Below are 19,898 nucleotides of genomic sequence, written 5' to 3'. Positions count from 1 at the left end.
GAGCACAACCATGAAGAAGCAACTCCTTGCGGCACTGTTAGTCCTTGCGTTCAGCCCTTGGGCGCTGGCGGACATTCGCATCGGCGTGAGCATCGCCCAGGTAGACGACGTATTCCTCGCACAAATGCGCGACTACATGGCCGCCCACGCCAGGGAACTGCCCGATGTCACCCTGCAATTCGAAGACGCCCAGGGCGACGTGGTGCGTCAACTCAACCAGGTGCAAAACTTCACCGCCCAAGGCATGGACGCGATTATCGTCAACGCGGTGGACACAGCGGCCACCCAGAAGATGACGCTCAATGCCCAGCAGGCCAAGATCCCGCTGGTGTACGTCAACCGCCGTCCGGAGTTCAAGGAGGTGCCAGCGGGCGTGGGCTATGTCGGTTCGGACGAGATCAAGGCCGGCGAAATCCAGATGCGCTACCTGGCCGAGAAAATGGGCGGCAAGGGCAACCTGGCGATCATGCTCGGGCTGCTGTCCAACAACGCCACCCATAACCGCACGCTGGGGGTGAAGACCGTGCTAAAGGACTACCCCGACATCAAAATCGTCGAAGAACAAAGCGCCGAATGGCAGCGCGGCAAGGCGATTGACCTGATGAACAACTGGATCGTATCCGGGCGCAAAATCGATGCCGTGGCCGCGAATGCCGATGAAATGGCGATTGGCGCGGCCATGGCTATCAGCCAGGCAGGCATGCAGCCAGGCAAGGACATCCTGGTGGCCGGCAGCGACGGCGGCGCAGCTGGATTGGACGCGGTGAAAAAAGGCCAGCTGTTGGTCACGGTGTACCAAGACAACAAGGGCCAGGCAGTGGGTTCCATCGACCTGGCAGTGAAGATGGTCAAGCAGCAGCCGTACACGGCGGAACTGACGATTCCTTATCAGCAGATCACCAAGGACAACTACCAAGCGTTCCTTAATCCCTGAAGACCGCGCACTACTCATGGCAAGGGAGCTTGCGACCTTGCCATACAGGCTTAGTTGAGCGTTCGCCGAGAAAACCCATTAACCACGATATAGAGCAACGGCCCCACCGACACAAACACCGCCGTCAGCACAAAATACGGCAACACCGAGCCTATCGACCGCCCTCGCCCACGCGCATCCCGGTACATCCACACACACGCCAGCACCGCCATCAGGTACAGGTCAATCACCACCTGAGCCGTATCGGGCCGGGACATCAGTTCCCATCCAAATGCCAGCAGTGATTGCTCGGCCGTGAGCATGGTCGCCACGGTATAGACGGTAAATCCCAGCAAGGCCGCCAGGGCGATATAAGGTTTTTGCATGGTCTCTTCCTTGAAGTGCAACGTTAATCAACGCGGCCACCTTAGCGATAAGAGGCTGCCGCTCGCAATCCTGCTGACGTCTTTCCCGAGATGTCCTGCGCGCCGCCTACATGAAGTATGCCGCGCTGGTTTTGTGAAATATCTGTACGTAGACTGCCGCCATACCCCCACTTGAAGGCGGCGAAAAAAACGTGATGCAAGTTACTGAAGTCTCCATTGCCCAATTGCGCGCTGCGCTTGAAGCCGGCCAGACCACGGCGCTTGAACTGGTGCAGGCGTACCTGGCGCGGATCGACGCCTACGATGGCCCGCAGACGGCCACTGCGCTGAACGCCGTGGTAGTACGCAACCCCGATGCGCTCAAAGAAGCCCAGGCGTCCGATGCGCGCCGCGCCAAGGGGCAAACCCTCGGGCCGCTGGATGGTATTCCCTACACCGCCAAAGACAGTTACCTGGTCAAGGGGCTGACGGCTGCATCCGGCAGCCCGGCGTTTGCCAAGCTGGTGGCCCAGCGCGATGCCTTCACCATTGAACGCCTGCGGGCCGGCGGCGCCATCTGCCTGGGCAAGACCAATATGCCGCCGATGGCCAATGGCGGTATGCAACGTGGCGTGTACGGCCGCGCCGAGAGCCCCTACAACGCCGACTACCTCACCGCGCCGTTTGCGTCGGGCTCTTCCAACGGTGCCGGCACCGCCACCGCCGCCAGTTTTGCCGCCTTCGGGCTGGCTGAAGAAACCTGGTCCAGCGGTCGCGGCCCGGCTTCCAACAATGGCCTGTGTGCCTACACGCCTTCGCGTGGGGTGATTTCGGTGCGCGGCAACTGGCCGCTGACCCCAACCATGGACGTGGTGGTGCCCTATGCGCGCACCATGGCCGACCTGCTGGAAGTGCTCGACGTCGTGGTGGCCGAAGACCCGGACACCCGTGGCGACCTGTGGCGTCTGCAACCCTGGGTGCCGATCCCCAGCGTCGCCTCGGTGCGCCCAGCGTCCTACCCGGCCCTCGCCGTCAGCAGCGAAAGCCTGGCCGGCAAGCGCTTTGGCGTGCCGCGCATGTACATCAACGCCGACCCGGAGGCTGGCACCAGCGAAAAACCCGGTATCGGCGGCCCGACCGGGCAAAAGATCCACACCCGAGCCACGGTGATCGAACTGTGGCAAGCCGCACGCCAGGCACTGGAAGCCGCCGGTGCCGAAGTGATCGAAGTGGATTTCCCGCTGGTGTCCAACTGCGAAGGCGACCGCCCCGGCGCACCGACGGTGTTTACCCGTGGCCTGGTTTCCAAGGAATTTCTCCACGACGAGTTGTGGGAATTGTCGGCCTGGGCCTTCGATGACTTCCTGCGCGCCAACGGCGACCCGCACCTGAACCGCCTGGCCGATGTGGACGGGCCGAAGATCTTCCCCCACGACCCCGGCACCCTGCCCAACCGTGAAGACGACCTGGCCGCCGGCATGGACGAATACGTGCGCATGGCCCAACGCGGCATCACCCCATGGGACCAGATCAGCACCGTACCCGATGGCCTGCGCGGCCTGGAGCAAACCCGGCGCCTGGACCTGGAAGACTGGATGGATACCCTGGGGCTTGACGCCGTGCTGTTCCCCACCGTGGCCGACGTAGGCCCGGCGGATGCCGATGTGAACGAAGCGTCTGCCGACATTGCCTGGAGCAACGGCGTGTGGGTGGCCAACGGCAACCTCGCCATCCGCCACCTGGGCGTGCCCACCGTCACCGTGCCAATGGGCGTGATGGCAGACATCGGCATGCCAGTGGGGCTCACCTTCGCCGGGCGCGCCTATGACGATTCGGCGCTGTTGCGCTTTGCCTCGGCGTTCGAAGCCACCGGCAGCAAACGCATGATCCCGCCGCGTACGCCACCGCTGGCAGCCCGCTAAACGCGGTCAACCTGTGGCTGGCTTGCCTTAATGCCAGTCAGTTAAGGCTTTTTTGTAGGAGCGAGCTTGCTCGCGAAAAACTCACTGGCCGCGTTCATTCAGCAAATACGGGTTATCGTTGACGTTTTTCGCGAGCAAGCTCGCTCCTACAGAATTGGCCGCAGCGCCGACTCCATGTGGGAGCTGGCTTGCCTGCGATGGCGGCCGTTCAATCGACAGAGATGTCACATGTGCGGCAGGTAACCACGATGCGAAGCGAGCCGCCCTTGATCTTGATCTGCTCTTGATCTCGGGCGCCCCGTTAAACCACGCTGGCCGGAATTCGACAGGGATTTGGGGGGTAAACCGGCATGGATGCCGGTTTAGCCGCCCCGCGCCATGGATGGCGCGTGGCGGCGGCCCCCCAAATCACTGGCGGATTACGGGCACACCGAGCCTAAGCGAGGTGCCGAGTGGTGGGGCAAGAGCGTTTTGCTTACTTTGCCGCTTTTGCAAAGTGAGCCGCCGTCAGGGCGGAACCCTAAGTGGCCGTTACCGCAGCAATGGATATGTACTCGGTATTACGGTGTCGACTGTGAGGCCGTCTTCGCAGGCAAGCCAGCTCCCACACTTTGCCCCTATTTCAAATCAAGCCCTGTGGCCGGGTGTTCGCTCACCACGCCACCACCTTGCGTACTTTCACCAGCGCCTCACGCAACGCCGCCATCGGCACCGAACCCAGGGCCAGGCGCAGCGCGGGGGGCACCTGGGCCGAAACCGCGAACGGTTCAGCGGTTGAAACAGAGATGCCCGCACGCTGCAAGGTCATGGCGACCTGATCGGCGCGGGCATCTTCGGCCAACGGCAGCCACAGAAAGTAGGATGACGGGTGGCTGATGGTCTTCACGCCGGTCAGCACCTGTGCCGCCAATGCCTGGCGGGCCTGGGCATCCGCGCGCTTTTGCGCCTCCAGTTGCGCCACTGTACCGTCTTCGAGCCAGCCCACCGCAATCGCACTCATCACCCCTGGCACGTTCCAGGTGGTGGCCATGATCGTGCGTTCCAGGCCGTTTACCCAAGCCATAGGCGCAGCGATAAAGCCCACACGCAACCCGGTGGCGACACTCTTGGACAGCCCGCCGATATACACCGTGCGCTCCGGTGCAAGATTCGCCAAAGGTGGCGGTGCTTCTTCGGCGAGAAACGCATAGGCGCCATCCTCGATGATCATCAGGTTGTGCTGCCGGGCGATTGCCACCAAGCGCTCGCGCTGCGCCAGGCTCATCACCCAGCCCAGCGGGTTATGCAGGGTCGGCATGCTGTACACCGCTCGCACCGGACGCTGGCGACACAGGCTGTGCAGGTGGTCCAGGTCCGGGCCGCAGGGAGTGACCGGGATGGCGACGAGTTCCAGGTGCAGGGTTTCGGCCAGCACCTTGAAACCCGAATAGGTCAGCGCATCCACCGCCACCACATCCCCGGGCTTGAGCAAGGTCATCATGCTCACCACCAGGCCATGCTGGGCACCGCTGACCACCAGCACCTGCTCGGCTGGCACCGTCAGCCCGCGGTTCAACAAGTGCCGTGCCACGGCGGCGCGCTCGTGCACGCGACCGCCATGGGGCTGGTAGCGCAGCAGCGCCTCCAGATCGCCAGACAGGGCGAGCTGGCGCAACGCCGTGCGCAACAGCTCGGCCTGGCCCGGCAAAGACGGGTAGTTGAAATTCAGATCGAGCACACCCGCCGTAACCGTCATCTGCCCGCTGCCCTGCCCCGGCGGTAAGGCGATTTCACGCACGAAGGTGCCGCGCCCGGTCTCGCCACTGACCAGGCCCATGGCTTCCAGCTCGCTGTACACCCGGCTGGCGGTGACCAGCGCCAGGCCATGCTCGGCGGCCAATTGCCGGTGGGTGGGCAGCCGTGTACCGGGCAGCCACTGGCCGCTGCGGATGGCCTCGGCGAAGGTATCGACCAGCGACTTGTAGCGAGCACGGGGCATAAGGATGTATCCATGACAATTTTTTGATTGTCTTAATCTTCAATCCTAGGATGCCCAGCACGCAACTGCCTTTTCAGGACGCCCCCATGGAACGCACTTCTCCCCTCGGCACTCTGGACAACAGCACCCAGGGTTGGATCAACGGCTTTATCGGCGTGGTGATTTTCAGCGGCTCGCTGCCGGCCACGCGCCTGGCGGTGATGGAATTCGATCCGGTGTTCCTGACCATGATCCGCGCCACCCTCGCGGCGCTACTGGGGTTGTGCCTATTGGGGGTATTCAAGGAAAAACGCCCCACACGCCAGCAATGGGCCCCGCTGGTTATCGTCGCGATTGGCGTGGTGATCGGCTTTCCACTGCTGACGGCCCTGGCCCTGCAGTACGTGACCTCGGCCCATTCCATCGTCTTTATCGGCCTGCTGCCACTGGCCACGGCAGTGTTCGGCGTGCTGCGCGGCGGTGAGCGGCCGAGACTGGTGTTCTGGTTGTTTTCGATCCTGGGCAGCCTGTTGGTGATGGGTTATGCCGTTGCCCAAGGCTTGAGCGCCGCACCCGCGGGCGATGTGCTGATGCTGTTGGCGGTGCTGGTGTACGGCCTGGGGTATGCCGAAGGCGCCAAGCTGTCGCGCAGCCTGGGCGGCTGGCAGGTGATCTGCTGGGCGCTGGTGGTGTCGCTGCCGGTGGTCGCGCCCTTGAGCCTGGTGCTGGCGCCTGCCACCCTCAGCGGTATCAGCCTGCCGGCGTGGTTGAGCCTGGGCTATGTGGCGTTGTTCAGCATGTTGATCGGTTTTGTGTTTTGGTACCGCGGCCTGGCCCAGGGCGGGATTGCCGCGGTCGGCCAGTTGCAGTTATTGCAACCATTCTTCGGCCTGGCGCTGGCAGCCGGCTTGCTGCATGAACAAGTCAGCCTGGGCATGGTGCTGGTGACGGTGGCGGTGATCGGCTGCGTGGCCGGGGCGAAGAAGTTTGCTCGCTAACCCCTGGCCTGCTAAATAGAAGCGTCGCCAAACAACAACAAGGACTCTGCATGCACAGCGCTTCTCTCCAGGACACCACGGCGCCGGAAGGCATCTGCTACGGCTGCGGCAGCAACAACCCCCATGGCCTGCACATCAAGAGCCGCTGGGATGATGATGGCGTACACGTCATTGCCGAGCACCAACCCGAGGCCAAATACAGCGGCTGGCCGGACCTGGTCTACGGTGGCCTGATCGCCATGCTGGTGGACTGCCACTCCAACTGGACCGCCATGGCCTACCACTACCGCGCCGAACAGCGTGAACCCGGCAGCCTGCCGCGCATCGACTGCGTCACCGGTAATCTGGGGATCAAATTCATCAAACCCACGCCCATGGGCGTGCCCCTGGTCCTGCGGGCTCGGGTCGAAGGCGAAGTCGGCCGCAAAAGCCGGGTGATCTGCGAAGTGTATGCAGGCGGCGTGCTCACCGCCGTCGGCGACTCGGTGTTCGTGCGCGTCGACACCGGGCAACTGGCCGCTGCCGCCCATGGCCGCGAGGTTTGATCCTGGTCTACAGTGACGGCAACCGCTAATCGAGGACTGCACCGATGACTCGTCTGACCGCGAAAGACTTTGCTCCCGAACTGCTGGAACTCTACGACGGCTACGCCCATGGCAAGATCAACCGCCGCGAATTTCTCGACCGCGCTGCACTGTTCACCCTCGGTGGCCTCACCGCTTCGGCCTTGCTCACGGCCCTGAGCCCCAACTACGCCTTGGCCGAACAGGTGAAGTTCACCGACCCGGACATCGTCGCCGACTACATCACCTACCCCTCGCCCAAAGGCAACGGCACCGTGCGCGGCTACCTGGTGCGCCCAGCCAAGGCCGCAGGCAAGCTGCCCGCCGTGGTGGTGGTGCATGAAAACCGGGGCCTGAACCCCTATATCGAAGACGTTGCCCGACGCCTGGCCAAGGCCGGCTTTATCGCCCTGGCCCCGGACGGCCTGACCTCGGTGGGCGGCTACCCTGGCAATGATGAAAAAGGCGTGGCCCTGCAGCAGACCGTCGACCCGACCAAACTGATGAACGACTTCTTCGCCGCCATCGAATGGCTGATGCACCACGACAGCAGCACGGGCAAGGTCGGCATCACCGGGTTCTGTTATGGCGGCGGCGTGACCAATGCAGCGGCGGTGGCCTACCCGGAACTGGGCGCGGCAGTGTCGTTCTACGGGCGCCAACCCGACGCCAAAGACGTGCCGCGCATCAAGGCGCCGATCATGTTGCATTTCGGTGAGCTGGATACCCGCATCAATGAAGGCTGGCCGGCGTATGAACAGGCATTGCAGGCGGCGGGTACCACGTATGAGGCATTTATCTACAAGGGCGCCAACCACGGTTTTCATAATGATTCGACGCCGCGTTATGACGAGGCAGCGGCGAACCTTGCCTGGGAACGCACTTTAGGGTGGTTCGGCAAATACCTCGCCTAGCCAAGCGCTAACTGTGGGAGCGGGCTTGCCCGCGAAGGCGGTGTATCAGTCGCTGCACCTGTTACTGCACGACCGTTTTCGCAGGCAAGCCAGCTCCCACATTGGATCTTCGTTGCTTTGGGCATGGCGTTCGCTTAACTGATTGGAAAATCCCTCGCACATCAGGCAACACTCGTCTGCAGCCACCCTTTGAACGCCAACATCGCGGGTGTTTCAGCCCGCGACTGCAAGCGCGTCAGCCAATAGCTGCCGGTGGTGATCCCCACCTCGAACGGCTGGCGGATCACATCGCTCTCCAATTGCCGCGAGAACATCAGGGCTGGCGCCAGTGCTACCCCAGCCCCTTGCAGCGCGGCCTCCATCATCGCCAGCGAGGAGTCGAACACCACGCTGCGCGGCACCCGGGTATCGCCGGGCAAACCGGCGGCCTGGAACCACAGGTTCCACTCATCGGCACGGTAGGAACGCAGCAAGGTGTGCTTCAACACGTCAGCCGGGCTACGCAGTTGTTCGGCAAGCTGCGGCACACACAACACCGTCAACGGTACCTCAAGCAAAGGGCAGGCATCGGTGCCGTGCCAGGCGCCGGCGCCAAAGCGGATGGCATAATCCAGGCCCTCGGCGGCGACATCCACGCGGTTGTTGTGGGTGGACAAGCGCAAGTCGATCAACGGGTAGCGGCTATGAAAATCCGCCAGGCGCGGCAACAACCAGCCCACCGCAAAGGTACCGACCGCCCCCACGGTCAATACTTCACGGTAATGCCCGCCTTCAAACTGATCCAAGGTCAGGGCAATACGGTCGAAGGCGTCACGCAGCACGCGCAGCAGGGATTCGCCTTCGCTGGTGAGCATCAAGCCCCGTGGCAGGCGCTTGAACAGCGTGACGTTGAGTTGCGCTTCGAGGCTTTTGACCTGATGACTGACCGCCGCTTGGGTCACGCATAACTCGATGGCCGCACGGGTAAAGCTCAAATGCCGCGCCGACGCTTCGAAGGCGCGCAAGGCATTGAGCGGCAGATGGGAACGCAACATGACTTGGCCCAAATTTTTCTAATGGCTGGTGCGAGATATCATCGTTTGCCCGCTCCCGGAAATCCACCTACATTTGCCACGCCTGCGCAGGCTCCGATCGTCACTGCCTTACTTACATGGAAGCGAAGCATGAAACACACCCTGAAAAAATATGCGATCTCAGCCTTGTTGCTTGGGGCCGGCAGCTGCATGGCCGCCACCGATATGCGCCAGGTCGTGGACAGCCACGTCACCCCTCTGATGAAACAGCAAGGCATCGCCGGCCTGACGGTCGCGGTCGTCCAACACGGCAGGGTGCAATACTTTAATTACGGCGTCGCCGCCAAGGACACTCAAGCACCTGTCACCGAAAACACCCTGTTCGAAATCGGCTCAGTGAGCAAAACCTTCAACGCCACCCTTGGTGGGTATGCCCAGGCTATCGGCAAGCTCAAGCTGTCGGACATGACCAGCCAACACCTGCCCGTGCTGGCTGGCAGCGCGTTCGATCGCATCAGCCTGCTGCAACTGGCGACCTATACCCCCGGCGGCCTGACGCTGCAGTTTCCGGACGCCGCCGACAGCGCCACCACCATGATGGAATATTTCCAGCATTGGAAACCCACTTATGCGCCGGGGGAACAGCGCCTGTATTCCAACCCCAGTATTGGCCTGTTCGGTTACGCGACAGCAAAAAGCCTGGGCCTGCCGTTCACCGTCGCCATGGAAAAAACCCTGCTGCCCAAGCTGGGCTTGACCAACACCTATACCCGCGTGCCCGCCGACAAGGCCGGCCTCTACGCCCAGGGCTATGACAGCCAGCAGAAACCAGTACGCGTCAACCCCGGCGCCCTGGACTTCGAAGCCTACGGTATCAAGAGCAGCAGCCAGGACCTGGCCCGCTACGTGATCGCCAACATGCACCCGCAAACCCTGGAACAACCGGTGCAGCAGGCCATTGCCACCACTCACGCCGGCTACTACACCGTCAACGGCATGACCCAGGGCCTGGGCTGGGAACGCTACCCCTACCCCGTCGCGCTACAAGCGTTGCTTGAGGGCAACTCCACACCGATGGCGATGGAGCCGCACAAGGTTAACTGGCTCAAACCTGCCCAGGCGCAGCCTGCCAACGTGCTCTACAACAAAACCGGCTCCACCGGCGGCTTTGGCGCCTATGTGGCGTTTGTGCCAAGCAAGGACATGGGTGTGGTGATCCTCGCCAACAAGAACTACCCGAATGCCGAGCGGGTGAAAGTGGCGTATGCGATCTTGAGTGCGATGGATAACTGAAGCCGGCAATACCCCCGATGGGCGGGGGCTGACCTTAGCGTTGGCGGTGCACGTTTGAAGATCGCCGGCCTCTAGGTACAATCACCGCCCTCTCCCACTCCCCCAAGGATCCGCCATGTCCGGGCTTGAACTGTTCGCCGCCGCCCTGGGGGTGATCGCCGTCTGGCTGACGGTCAAACAAAACCCTTGGTGCTGGCCCATTGGCTTGGTGATGGTGCTGCTCTACACCTGGGTGTTCTTTGAGGTCAAGCTCTACTCCGACATGCTCCTGCAAGTGGTCTATGCGGCCTTGCAGGTGTATGGCTGGTGGCAGTGGACCCGCGCCGGCGAGGTCAAGCAGGGCCGCCAAGTCACGAGCCTGGGCGTGCCGGCGATCATGGCCAGCCTGGCTGTGGGTGCCGTCGGCAGTCTGCTGCTGGGCGCCGCCATGGCCCACTGGACCGACGCCGCCCAGCCTTGGCTCGACGCCGCGCTCACCGGTTTCAGCCTGGTGGCGCAAATGTGGATGGCGCAAAAACGTGTGCAGTGCTGGGCCTTGTGGATCGTGGTGGATGTGATCTTCGTCGGCCTGTTCCTTTACAAAGGCCTCTACCTCACCGCCGCGCTCTACGCACTGTTTACCGTGATTGCCGTGCAAGGCTGGCGCGAGTGGCGCGCCGACCCGGCGTTGCGCGCATGAAGGTGGTGGTATTGGCAGGCCCCGAATCCAGCGGCAAGAGCTGGCTGGCGGCGCAGTTGCACGCGCACTTCGGCGGGTTGATGGTAGGGGAATATGTGCGCTACTTCATCGATCAGCATCAGCGCGACACCACCCTGGCGGATATCCCGGCCATTGCCCAAGGCCAGTTGGCCTGGGAGGATGCCGCCCGCGCCAAACGCCCCGCGTTGCTGATCCTCGACACCCACCTGCTCACCAACAGGCTCTGGAGCCAGACCCTGTTCGGCGACTACCCCGGCTGGCTGGATGACGAACTTCTGGCGCGGCATTACGACCTGCATCTGCTGCTCTCCCCCGAAGACGTGGAATGGAGTGCCGACGGCCAGCGCTGCCAGCCGGAACTGGCGGATAGGCAGGCGTTTTTCCAGGCCAGTCTGGAATGGATGCAGCAGCACCAACAGCCACTGGTGGTGATTCGCGGGGGCTGGGAACAACGGCGCCAGGCGGCGTTTGCCGCGGTAACGCAGTTGCTGTAGGAGCGAGCTTGCTCGCGAAAAACGTCAACGATAACGCGTGTTTTCTGGATAAACGCGGCGCCTGTGAGTTTTCGCGAGCAAGCTCGCTCCTACAGGATGACATTGGGGCAAGCCCCTTTACTCGGCATACGCCCACGTCATCCGAAACGACGCCCCGCCCCATTCCGAATCCAGCACCTCAACTTGCCCGCCATGCCACTGGCTGACACGCTTGACCAGCGCCAGGCCCAGGCCAAACCCGCCTGTGCGGCGGTCGCGGCTGGCGTCGAGGCGCAGGAAGGGTTCGAATATCTTGGTGCGCCCCTCCAGCGGCACCCCCGGCCCATCGTCGTTGACCCGCACTTCGTAACCGCTGCCAAACTTGACCAGCGACACTTCCACACGGTGGTCGGCATAACGAATGGCGTTGCGCAGCAGGTTGATCACGGCCCGCGCCATAAAGCGTGGCTCGATCTGGATAACGTCCACCTCGCAGGTGCGCAACGACAGCTGCACCCCTTGCGCCTCGGCCTCCAGGGCCACGGCGCCTATAACACTGTCGAGCCAACTGTGGGCCTCGATATGCTCACGGGTGACCTGGGTGGCGCCCGGCTCAAGGCTGGCATAGGTCAACAGCTCGGAGACCATTTCTTCCAGCTCACCGAGGTCGGCGTACATGTCGTTGATCAGCGCTCGGCTTTGCCGTGGGTCGCTTTGTTGCCTGAGTTGATCAAGCTCGAATGACAACCGCGCAATCGGCGTGCGCAATTCATGGGAGACCGCGTTGGTGAGTTCGCGCTGGTTGGCGATCAAACCCTCGATGCGCTCGGCCATCTGGTTGAAGTGCCCGGCCAGGGAACGCACGGTGGAACGGCTCGGCAGCAGGATGCGCGAGCCCAGGTCGTTGTCACCGAAACGTTGCGCCGCGAGGCGAATGTGCTCCAGGTCGCGCCAGTGTGGGCGCACCCAGAAATACAGAACAATGGCCAGGCTCACGCCCAGGAAGCCGTAGGCCCACAGGTACAACCACTTGGGCTCTTCCGGCAATTTGATTTCGAGCAATTGGGGGCCGTCGTCGATAGGCGCGAGAAACTTCATGAAGTCTTCGCGCACCACCACCTGGCCAGCCGCGAGGAGTTTCTGTTCGCGCTCGCTCAAATCCTGGTTATCACGCTGCACCAGTTTGAGCCGCAAGCCGTAATGCGGTTGCAGTTCGTCCAGGCGTGCCTGGCGCGCCTCTGCCGGCACGGGGCGCAGCTGTTCCACCAAGGCCCACGCCGGTCCGCGCAGGGCTTCACGGTTATAGGTTTCGTTGGACTCGGGCATGTAGGTGTCCAGGCCGAAGTTCACCAGCCAGATCGACCCGGCCAGGCCGAGCGCAAGTATCACGTAAAGGCGCAGATACAAGCGCAGCATCTACACCTCCCACGCGAACGGATTGAACAGGTAGCCCTTGCCCCAGATGGTCTTGATGCACACCGGCTCGCGGGGGTTGTCATTGAGCTTGCCGCGCAGTTTGCTGATGTACACGTCTACGCTGCGGTTCAGCCCATCAAAGGCAATGCCGCGCATGCGGTTGAGGATATCGTCACGGGACAGAACCTTGCCCGAGCTGCTGGCCAGCAACCACAGCAACTCGAACTCCATGGTGGTGAGGTCAATGGTTTCGTCGCCCAGGCGCACCACCCGGCAACTGCGATCAATCGACAAGCGGCCGAACTCCAGAGCGCCGCGCACCGTGGGCTCGGGCACCTGGCGGCGCTGCAACGCACGTAGGCGCGCCAACAATACCGGCGGTTTGATCGGCTTGATCACGTAATCGTCAGCACCGGACTCAAGACCAAGGATATGGTCCAGGTCATCTTCCTTGGCGGTGAGGATCACGATGGGCGTGTCCGACACGTTGCGAATCTCGCGGCAGACATGCAGCCCGCTCTGACCCGGCAGCATCAGATCGAGCACGACGATCTTCGGCTTGAAATCCACGAACGCCGCCAGGGCTTCATCACCCCGGTACACCACCCGTACCTCGAAACCATGCTGCGACAGAAAATGCGAGACCAGCCCTGCCAGCTTTTCATCGTCCTCAACGAGCAGGACCTTGCCCAGACCCAGGTTTTCCATAAGTTCTCAGTGTGGATGCGCGGATTGAAAAAGGACCATTATAGGTGGCAAGCTGGCCGACAGAAGCAGCTGGCCAGTACCCAGCGAAGAAGCTTCATGCTTTTAAGAGTTTTTAACAAATAGCCTGCACTTTTTAACGCCATTGACAGGGAGTTCCATGCGCAAGGATTACCTGGCGTTCTTCATTTCGCTGTTCCTTTCACGGCTGGCCGACCAGGTTTTGCTGTTTATCGTGCCACTGATCGTGTTCCAGACCACTCAAAGCGTGTCGTGGGCGGGGCTGGCGTTTTTTGTCGAGTCACTGCCGCGCTACCTGGCTTTTCCGGTGTGCGGCGCGTTGTGCGACAGGTTTTCACCGGTGCGTATCCTGCATATCAGCCAGGTGTATCGGGCCTTGGCCTGCGTGGTGGCGATGGCGCTGTATGGGCTGTTCGACGGTATCCATTGGCTGGTGATGCTGTCCGCGCTTTGCGGCGTGTTGACCACCCAGGGCATCATGGCGCGGGAAGTGGTGATGCCGCATATCTTCGGGCAGTACACCTATGCCAAGACCTTGTCCTATTCGCAGATCGCCGACCAGGGCGGACTGGTGCTCGGGCCGTTGGTGGCGGCGCTGATGCTGGAAGTCTGGGCGTGGCCATGGGTAGTGCTGGGCGTCGCCGCGCTGTTTGTGCTGGCAGACCTGGCGATGCTGATCTGGCAGCGCAACACCACGGTGGACCTGCACATCCATGAACAACAGCCGGGTAACTGGCTGCAACCCCTGCGCACCGCTTTTGGCCACATCCTCAACCGGGTGGAGTTGAAACGCATCATCGTCCTGGCGGTCGGTGTGAACCTGATGGTCGGCGTGACGCTGGCTACCTCGGCTGCCATGGTCACTGGCCACTACGCAGCGGGCAAAGACGCCTATGCCCTGCTGCAAGCCGCCGGGGCGCTGGTGACAATCGCGATTCTGTTCTACCTGGCGCATTCATCACTGAAGCTGAAGGTACTGGGCGGGTTGTCGTACTCGATGATCACCGTCGGCGCGCTGATCACAGCGCTCAGCCCCGGCGTGTGGGCCTACACGGTGGGGTTCCTGCTGCTGACCGGCTTCGACAAGATGTTCAACGTGTACCTGCGCAGCACCCGCCAACGGGTGATTCCGGTGCAGGACTTCGGCAAGACCGTTGGCGTGATGACCTTGCTCAACAACCTGGCCCAGCCCTTGGCGGGCTTGATGATTGCCGTGTTGGCAGCGCCTTTGGGCACGCCAACGGTGATCCTGCTGCTGGTGGGGATCACCGCCTTGATCGGTGTGGCCGTGGCCTCAGGCTGGCACGCCACTGTGAAAGCGGAACTCGACGTCGGGTGATTCGATCAGGTCCTGCTCGGTGGCCCGCACCCGCTCGATCACCTGGGCGATGTCCTTGGCGTCGCCGTACTGGTAAGCCAGCTTCAGGTAACCCTGGAAGTGCCGCGCCTCGCTTTTGAGCAAGCCGAAATAGAACTTGCCGAGTTCTTCGTCCAAATGCGGCACCAGCGCTTCGAAACGCTCGCAACTGCGCGCTTCGATAAAGGCGCCCACCACCAGGGTGTCTACCAGCTTGACCGGCTCATGGCTGCGCACCACCTTGCGCAAACCCGAGGCATAACGCCCGGCGTGCAGTTGACGCAGCTCGACCTTGCGCTTTTTCATCAGGCGCATGACCTGCTCGTGGTGCACCAACTCTTCGCGGGCCAGGCGCGACATCATGTTGATCAGGTCAACGTGGCCGTAGTACTTGGCCATCAGGCTCAAGGCAGTGCTGGCGGCTTTGAATTCGCAGTTCTTGTGGTCGATCAGCAGGGTTTCCTGGTCGGCCAACGCGGCCTGGACCCAGGCATCAGGGGTGCGGCAGCCGAGGAATTCATGGATTTCGGGCAGGTTCATCGGGCTCACGGGCAAAGGATCACAAAAGGGCGCCGATTATACCGACCCCGCCGCAGACCACCAGCCACCGGCCTTGATGTGTATCAACATGACGGTTGCCGACCAGCAACTATAGTTATTCAACGCCCGCCCTTTTCAGGAGAACCCGACCATGCAAGCCATCCGCAGCATCCTGGTGGTCATCGAGCCCGAGCACTCCGAAAGCCTGGCACTCAAGCGTGCCAAGCTGATTGCCGGGGTGACCGACGCGCACCTGCACTTGCTGGTCTGTGACAAGAAACACGAGCATTCGGCGCTGTTGAGCCTGCTCAAGCAAGGCTTGACGGAAGACGGCTACAGCGTCACCACCGAGCAAGCATGGAACGACAGCCTGCATGAAACCATCATCGATGTGCAGCAAGCCGAAGGCTGCGGCCTGGTGATCAAGCAGCACTTCCCCGACAGCCCGCTGAAAAAAGCCCTGCTGACCCCGGCGGACTGGAAGTTGCTGCGCTATTGCCCAACGCCCGTGTTGCTGGTCAAGACCGCTACTCCCTGGGCGGGCGGCGTGATCCTGGCGGCCATCGACGTGGGCAACACAGACGGCGAACACCGCTCGCTGCACCATTGGATCATCGACCATGGCTTTGATATCGCCAGCCTGGCCAAAGCCAAATTGCATGTCATCAGTGCCCACCCGTCGCCCATGCTGTCGGCGGCCGACCCGACCTTTCAGCTCAAGGAAACCATCGAGGCGCGCTACCGCGAGCAATGCAAGGCGTTCCAGGCCGAGTTCGACGTGGACGACAGGCACCTGCATATCGAGGAAGGCCCGGCCGATGTGCTGATCCCGCATATGGCCCATAAGCTGCAGGCGGCGGTGACCATCATCGGCACGGTGGCCCGCACGGGGCTTTCCGGGGCGTTGATCGGTAATACGGCGGAGGTGGTGCTGGATACATTGGAAAGCGATGTGCTGGTGCTCAAACCGCAGACGCTCATGGATCACCTGCAAGAGCTCTCCACCAAACCCTGACGCCGCCCTTCAGGCAATGTAGATCAAATGTGGGAGCTGGCTTGCCTGCTCCCACATTGACCTCGCCCGTCAGTTACCCAGCGCATCTTTCAGGAAGCCCGGCGCGATATAGCGCTGGTAATGCGCCTCGGACAAGATAAAGAACTCGCGATCAATGGCATCGCGCAGTTCCGGCAGCGCCCAGTCGCGAAACTCCGGCAACAGCACCATGCCATAGGCCTCCAGGTTATTGATCACCCGGGCTCCACGGGCAATCAACTGGTAGGCCCAGCAATACTCGGACTGGTGCGGCACAAAGCGAATCTTGCGTTGCTCCAACTGCCCGCGCAGGGTCTTGGGGTCGAAAACCTCCACTTTGCCGGCCATGACCTGCACCAACAGCTGCTCAAGCCTGAGCCAGACCGCGCGCTTTTCTTCTTCGTTATAGCCGTTCCACTGGATCACTTCATGGTGGAAGCGCTTGCATCCACGGCACACGAGATCGCCGTAGACCGTGGAACACAGGCCGACGCAGGGAGTCTTGATGGTTTGGTTGGGCATGGGCAATGACACGCAAATCCGCGAAACAGTGCGCCATGTTAGCCCTTTGTCTAAGGTTGATCACCCAGCAAACTTGAGCAGGCAACTTACCTTTAGATTTTTTTTGCCGTAGAATCACCCGGCCTTGTAAGGCGCCAATAATCCGCTGGAAGCTGTTTTCAAAGCGTCACGAGCACAGTCGTTCCTTCAGAACGGTGTTGGCGCAGGTTCGACCCGGTAGGTCAGAGCCCGCGCCAACCCTCATCAGCTCCGTTCTGCAGGCGTAAAACTTTGAAAGCAGCTTCTGTAAAGAAATGGCGGCAGCGCTGGCTTTGCGGCCCAAAAAGCCCCCGAGCGCATGCGTGCCGTTCATTTCTGGATGAGCGTCCCGTGGGACCACTGATGAGGGTAATAACTGTGCTTGAAGCCTACCGCAAACATATCGAAGAGCGTGCAGCACTGGGTATCGTTCCCCAGCCGCTTAACGCCGAACAAACCGCAGGCCTGGTCGAGCTGCTGAAAAATCCTCCGGCTGGCGAAGAAGAATTCCTCGTTGACCTGATCACCAACCGCATTCCACCAGGCGTTGACGAAGCCGCTTACGTCAAGGCCGGTTTCCTGTCTGCCCTGGCCAAGGGCGAAGCCACTTCCCCCCTGATCGACAAAAAACGCGCTGTTGAACTGCTCGGCACCATGCAGGGCGGCTACAACATCGTGACGTTGGTCGAGCTGCTGGACGACGCCGAACTGGCACCCGTCGCGGCCGCCCAACTCAAGCACACCCTGCTGATGTTCGATGCGTTCCACGACGTCGCCGAAAAAGCCCGTAACGGCAACGAGCACGCCAAAGGCGTGATCCAGTCCTGGGCTGACGGCGAGTGGTTCCGCAACCGCCCTACCCTGGCCGACAAGATCAGCCTGCGCGTCTTCAAGGTCACCGGCGAAACCAACACCGACGACCTTTCGCCTGCGCCTGATGCCTGGTCCCGCCCTGACATCCCGCTGCACGCCCTGGCCATGCTGAAAATGGCTCGCGAAGGCATCGTGCCGGACGAGCAAGGCAAGACCGGCCCGATGAAGCAGATCGAAGAAATGCGCGGCCAAGGCTTCCCGATTGCCTACGTGGGCGACGTGGTCGGTACCGGTTCGTCGCGTAAATCGGCGACCAACTCGGTGCTGTGGTTCTTCGGCGACGACGTGCCATATGTGCCGAACAAGCGTGCCGGCGGCTTCTGCTTCGGCAGCAAGATCGCTCCGATCTTCTACAACACCATGGAAGATGCTGGCGCACTGCCAATCGAATTCGACGTCACCAACATGAACATGGGCGACGTGATCGACCTGTACCCGCATGCTGGCAAAGTCTGCAAACACGGCACCGACGAAGTCCTGACCACGTTCGAAATGAAGACTCCGGTGCTGTTGGACGAAGTCCGCGCCGGCGGCCGTATCCCGCTGATCATCGGCCGTGGCCTGACCGACAAGGCCCGCGCTGAGCTGGGCCTGGGCCCTACCGACCTGTTCAAGCTGCCTGAAGCGCCTGTCGACACCGGCAAGGGCTTCACCCTGGCGCAGAAAATGGTCGGCAAGGCCTGTGGCCTGCCAGAAGGCAAAGGCGTTCGTCCAGGCACTTACTGCGAGCCGAAGATGACCACCGTGGGGTCCCAGGACACCACCGGCCCAATGACCCGTGACGAACTCAAGGACCTGGCGTGCCTGGGCTTCTCGACCGATCTGGTGATGCAGTCCTTCTGCCACACCGCGGCTTACCCGAAGCCGATCGACGTGACCACCCACCACACCCTGCCTGACTTCATCATGACCCGTGGCGGTGTATCGCTGCGTCCGGGCGACGGCATCATCCACAGCTGGCTGAACCGCATGCTGCTGCCGGACACCGTCGGTACCGGTGGTGACTCCCACACCCGCTTCCCGATGGGCATCTCGTTCCCGGCCGGTTCTGGCCTGGTCGCGTTTGCCGCCGCCACCGGCGTCATGCCGCTGGACATGCCGGAATCGATTCTGGTGCGCTTCAAGGGCAAGATGAAACCTGGCATCACCCTGCGTGACCTGGTGCATGCCATTCCTTACTACGCGATCCAGGCTGGCCTGCTGACCGTAGAGAAGAAAGGCAAGAAGAACGCCTTCTCTGGCCGCATCCTGGAAATCGAAGGCCTGAACGACCTGACGCTGGAACAGGCTTTCGAGCTGTCCGACGCCTCGGCTGAACGTTCGGCTGCCGGTTGCACCATCAAGCTGTCCAAAGAGTCCGTCACCGAGTACCTGAACTCCAACATCACCCTGCTACGCTGGATGATCGGCGAAGGCTACGGCGATGCACGCACCCTGGAACGTCGCGCTCAAGCGATGGAAGCCTGGGTCGCCAACCCGGAGCTGATGGAAGCCGATGCCGACGCCGAATACGCCGAAATCATCGAAATCGACCTGTCGGAAATCAACGAGCCGATCCTCTGCGCGCCAAACGACCCGGACGACGCCCGTCTGCTGTCCAGCGTCGCTGGCGAGAAGATCGACGAAGTGTTCATCGGTTCGTGCATGACCAACATCGGTCACTTCCGCGCTGCCGGTAAACTGCTGGAGCAGGTCAAGGGCCAGCTGCCAACCCGTCTGTGGCTGTCGCCGCCGACCAAGATGGACGCGCACCAACTGACCGAAGAAGGCTACTACGGCATCTACGGCAAGGCTGGCGCACGCATGGAAATGCCAGGCTGCTCGCTGTGCATGGGTAACCAGGCACGCGTTGAGCCAAACTCCACCGTGGTGTCGACCTCGACCCGTAACTTCCCGAACCGCCTGGGTGATGGTGCCAACGTCTACCTGGCGTCGGCAGAGCTGGCGGCCGTGGCCTCTACCCTGGGTCGCCTGCCGACCGTCGAAGAGTACATGGGCTACGCGGCGAAACTGGACACCATGGCCAGTGACGTCTACCGTTACCTGAACTTCGACCAGATCGCTGAGTTCCGTAAGATCGCAGCGAGCGCCAACATCCCGGTGATTCAAGCTTAACGGTGTGTTGATGTGAAAAACGCCGCGTATCGCAAGGTACGCGGCGTTTTTTTATGCCTGGAACTAACCATTACTGCCAACACAAAACAAATGTGGGAGCTGCGGCCCCTGTGGCGAGGGAGCTTGCTCCCGTGACGGCCTGACAGACGATGCTGATCTAACTGACGCACCGCGATCCAAATGTGGG

18 protein-coding genes are annotated in these 19,898 nt (G+C 61.8%); 11 read left to right on the top strand and 7 right to left on the bottom strand.

Features of this window, described 5'->3' with window-relative positions:
* Positions 1-10 precede the first annotated feature (10 nt).
* Positions 11-934 (top strand): sugar ABC transporter substrate-binding protein, encoded by a 924-nt coding sequence (locus tag GIW04_RS11240; protein WP_003190856.1) that lies wholly within the window; start codon positions 11-13, stop codon positions 932-934.
* A gap of 50 nt (positions 935-984) precedes the next feature.
* On the opposite strand, the gene GIW04_RS11235 is transcribed toward GIW04_RS11240, so the two are convergent.
* Positions 985-1,299 carry a DUF2834 domain-containing protein gene (locus tag GIW04_RS11235; RefSeq protein WP_003190855.1) on the bottom strand — a complete coding sequence of 105 codons (315 nt, stop codon included), beginning with the start codon at positions 1,297-1,299 and terminating at the stop codon, positions 985-987.
* A 191-nt stretch (positions 1,300-1,490) separates the two neighbouring features.
* On the opposite strand from GIW04_RS11235, the gene GIW04_RS11230 reads away from it, so the two are divergent.
* The gene (locus GIW04_RS11230) at positions 1,491-3,200 is read left to right on the top strand and encodes an amidase (protein WP_120248244.1); all 1,710 of its coding nucleotides are present in this window, start codon (positions 1,491-1,493) and stop codon (positions 3,198-3,200) included.
* Positions 3,201-3,852: 652 nt separating this feature from the next.
* On the opposite strand, the gene GIW04_RS11225 is transcribed toward GIW04_RS11230, so the two are convergent.
* Positions 3,853-5,178 (bottom strand): aminotransferase-like domain-containing protein, encoded by a 1,326-nt coding sequence (locus GIW04_RS11225; RefSeq protein ID WP_120248245.1) that lies wholly within the window; start codon positions 5,176-5,178, stop codon positions 3,853-3,855.
* A gap of 86 nt (positions 5,179-5,264) precedes the next feature.
* Here GIW04_RS11225 and GIW04_RS11220 point away from each other — a divergent pair, with 86 nt between their 5' ends.
* The 3 genes from GIW04_RS11220 to yghX are packed head-to-tail and all read left to right on the top strand — an operon-like array spanning position 5,265 to position 7,632.
* Positions 5,265-6,155, top strand: coding sequence for a DMT family transporter (locus tag GIW04_RS11220; protein WP_120248246.1), 891 nt, complete (start codon positions 5,265-5,267; stop codon positions 6,153-6,155).
* Positions 6,156-6,205: 50 nt separating this feature from the next.
* The gene (locus GIW04_RS11215; protein WP_120248247.1) at positions 6,206-6,700 is read left to right on the top strand and encodes a PaaI family thioesterase; all 495 of its coding nucleotides are present in this window, start codon (positions 6,206-6,208) and stop codon (positions 6,698-6,700) included.
* 44 nt (positions 6,701-6,744) lie between these two features.
* On the top strand, positions 6,745-7,632 hold the full coding sequence (gene yghX / locus GIW04_RS11210) for a YghX family hydrolase (RefSeq protein ID WP_003190845.1): 888 nt from the start codon (positions 6,745-6,747) through the stop codon (positions 7,630-7,632).
* A 161-nt stretch (positions 7,633-7,793) separates the two neighbouring features.
* Here yghX and GIW04_RS11205 read toward each other — a convergent pair whose 3' ends face one another.
* Positions 7,794-8,666 (bottom strand): LysR family transcriptional regulator, encoded by an 873-nt coding sequence (locus tag GIW04_RS11205; RefSeq protein WP_236270089.1) that lies wholly within the window; start codon positions 8,664-8,666, stop codon positions 7,794-7,796.
* Positions 8,667-8,795: 129 nt separating this feature from the next.
* Between GIW04_RS11205 and ampC the strand changes: the two genes are divergently transcribed.
* From ampC to GIW04_RS11190, 3 genes are all read left to right on the top strand, one after another.
* A complete protein-coding gene (gene ampC / locus GIW04_RS11200) occupies positions 8,796-9,938 on the top strand; it encodes a class C beta-lactamase (protein ID WP_120248248.1) in 1,143 nt (380 codons plus the stop codon).
* A gap of 115 nt (positions 9,939-10,053) precedes the next feature.
* Positions 10,054-10,617 carry a nicotinamide riboside transporter PnuC gene (gene pnuC, locus GIW04_RS11195; RefSeq protein ID WP_003190841.1) on the top strand — a complete coding sequence of 188 codons (564 nt, stop codon included), beginning with the start codon at positions 10,054-10,056 and terminating at the stop codon, positions 10,615-10,617.
* Positions 10,614-11,132, top strand: coding sequence for an AAA family ATPase (locus GIW04_RS11190; RefSeq protein WP_003190840.1), 519 nt, complete (start codon positions 10,614-10,616; stop codon positions 11,130-11,132). Before pnuC ends, GIW04_RS11190 begins: the two co-directional genes overlap by 4 nt.
* Before the next feature lie 117 nt (positions 11,133-11,249).
* Here the strand turns inward: GIW04_RS11190 and GIW04_RS11185 are convergent, their stop codons facing one another.
* Together GIW04_RS11185 and GIW04_RS11180 are read right to left on the bottom strand one after the other, a co-directional pair.
* Complete coding sequence (locus GIW04_RS11185) at positions 11,250-12,527, bottom strand: ATP-binding protein (RefSeq protein ID WP_120248250.1); 1,278 nt, start codon at positions 12,525-12,527, stop codon at positions 11,250-11,252.
* A complete protein-coding gene (locus GIW04_RS11180; RefSeq protein ID WP_003190837.1) occupies positions 12,528-13,235 on the bottom strand; it encodes a response regulator in 708 nt (235 codons plus the stop codon).
* Positions 13,236-13,392: 157 nt separating this feature from the next.
* Between GIW04_RS11180 and GIW04_RS11175 the strand changes: the two genes are divergently transcribed.
* The gene (locus GIW04_RS11175; RefSeq protein WP_120248251.1) at positions 13,393-14,592 is read left to right on the top strand and encodes an MFS transporter; all 1,200 of its coding nucleotides are present in this window, start codon (positions 13,393-13,395) and stop codon (positions 14,590-14,592) included.
* Here GIW04_RS11175 and GIW04_RS11170 read toward each other — a convergent pair.
* Positions 14,548-15,150, bottom strand: a complete 603-nt coding sequence (locus tag GIW04_RS11170) for a tRNA-(ms[2]io[6]A)-hydroxylase (RefSeq protein WP_032892116.1) — start codon at positions 15,148-15,150, stop codon at positions 14,548-14,550. The genes GIW04_RS11175 and GIW04_RS11170 overlap by 45 nt on opposite strands.
* A 151-nt stretch (positions 15,151-15,301) precedes the next feature.
* Here GIW04_RS11170 and GIW04_RS11165 point away from each other — a divergent pair, with 151 nt between their 5' ends.
* Positions 15,302-16,165: a universal stress protein gene (locus GIW04_RS11165; RefSeq protein ID WP_120248252.1), complete on the top strand. Its 864-nt coding sequence runs from the start codon at positions 15,302-15,304 to the stop codon at positions 16,163-16,165.
* 69 nt (positions 16,166-16,234) lie between these two features.
* Here GIW04_RS11165 and GIW04_RS11160 read toward each other — a convergent pair whose 3' ends face one another.
* Positions 16,235-16,705: a DUF1289 domain-containing protein gene (locus GIW04_RS11160; protein WP_032892118.1), complete on the bottom strand. Its 471-nt coding sequence runs from the start codon at positions 16,703-16,705 to the stop codon at positions 16,235-16,237.
* Between the two features lie 396 nt (positions 16,706-17,101).
* On the opposite strand from GIW04_RS11160, the gene acnB reads away from it, so the two are divergent.
* A complete protein-coding gene (gene acnB / locus GIW04_RS11155) occupies positions 17,102-19,711 on the top strand; it encodes a bifunctional aconitate hydratase 2/2-methylisocitrate dehydratase (RefSeq protein ID WP_003190828.1) in 2,610 nt (869 codons plus the stop codon).
* Positions 19,712-19,898: the final 187 nt, after the last annotated feature.

This window comes from Pseudomonas sp. PA-4-8C, assembly GCF_021606625.1.
GTDB classification, from domain to species: Bacteria; Pseudomonadota; Gammaproteobacteria; order Pseudomonadales; family Pseudomonadaceae; genus Aquipseudomonas; species Aquipseudomonas lactis.
This window is presented reverse-complemented; position numbering and strand designations above follow the sequence as displayed.

Excerpts from the sequence above, each read along its gene's own strand:
- GIW04_RS11235 (WP_003190855.1), bottom strand. The coding sequence starts at position 1,299 with ATGCAAAAACCTTATATCGCCCTGGCGGCCTTGCTGGGATTTACCGTC.
- GIW04_RS11205 (WP_236270089.1), bottom strand. The coding sequence starts at position 8,666 with ATGTTGCGTTCCCATCTGCCGCTCAATGCCTTGCGCGCCTTCGAAGCG.
- GIW04_RS11160 (WP_032892118.1), bottom strand. The coding sequence starts at position 16,705 with ATGCCCAACCAAACCATCAAGACTCCCTGCGTCGGCCTGTGTTCCACG.
- GIW04_RS11185 (WP_120248250.1), bottom strand. The coding sequence starts at position 12,527 with ATGCTGCGCTTGTATCTGCGCCTTTACGTGATACTTGCGCTCGGCCTG.
- GIW04_RS11225 (WP_120248245.1), bottom strand. The coding sequence starts at position 5,178 with ATGCCCCGTGCTCGCTACAAGTCGCTGGTCGATACCTTCGCCGAGGCC.
- GIW04_RS11215 (WP_120248247.1), top strand. The coding sequence starts at position 6,206 with ATGCACAGCGCTTCTCTCCAGGACACCACGGCGCCGGAAGGCATCTGC.
- GIW04_RS11220 (WP_120248246.1), top strand. The coding sequence starts at position 5,265 with ATGGAACGCACTTCTCCCCTCGGCACTCTGGACAACAGCACCCAGGGT.
- GIW04_RS11240 (WP_003190856.1), top strand. The coding sequence starts at position 11 with ATGAAGAAGCAACTCCTTGCGGCACTGTTAGTCCTTGCGTTCAGCCCT.
- GIW04_RS11170 (WP_032892116.1), bottom strand. The coding sequence starts at position 15,150 with ATGAACCTGCCCGAAATCCATGAATTCCTCGGCTGCCGCACCCCTGAT.
- GIW04_RS11165 (WP_120248252.1), top strand. The coding sequence starts at position 15,302 with ATGCAAGCCATCCGCAGCATCCTGGTGGTCATCGAGCCCGAGCACTCC.
- pnuC (WP_003190841.1), top strand. The coding sequence starts at position 10,054 with ATGTCCGGGCTTGAACTGTTCGCCGCCGCCCTGGGGGTGATCGCCGTC.
- yghX (WP_003190845.1), top strand. The coding sequence starts at position 6,745 with ATGACTCGTCTGACCGCGAAAGACTTTGCTCCCGAACTGCTGGAACTC.
- GIW04_RS11180 (WP_003190837.1), bottom strand. The coding sequence starts at position 13,235 with ATGGAAAACCTGGGTCTGGGCAAGGTCCTGCTCGTTGAGGACGATGAA.
- GIW04_RS11190 (WP_003190840.1), top strand. The coding sequence starts at position 10,614 with ATGAAGGTGGTGGTATTGGCAGGCCCCGAATCCAGCGGCAAGAGCTGG.
- GIW04_RS11175 (WP_120248251.1), top strand. The coding sequence starts at position 13,393 with ATGCGCAAGGATTACCTGGCGTTCTTCATTTCGCTGTTCCTTTCACGG.
- ampC (WP_120248248.1), top strand. The coding sequence starts at position 8,796 with ATGAAACACACCCTGAAAAAATATGCGATCTCAGCCTTGTTGCTTGGG.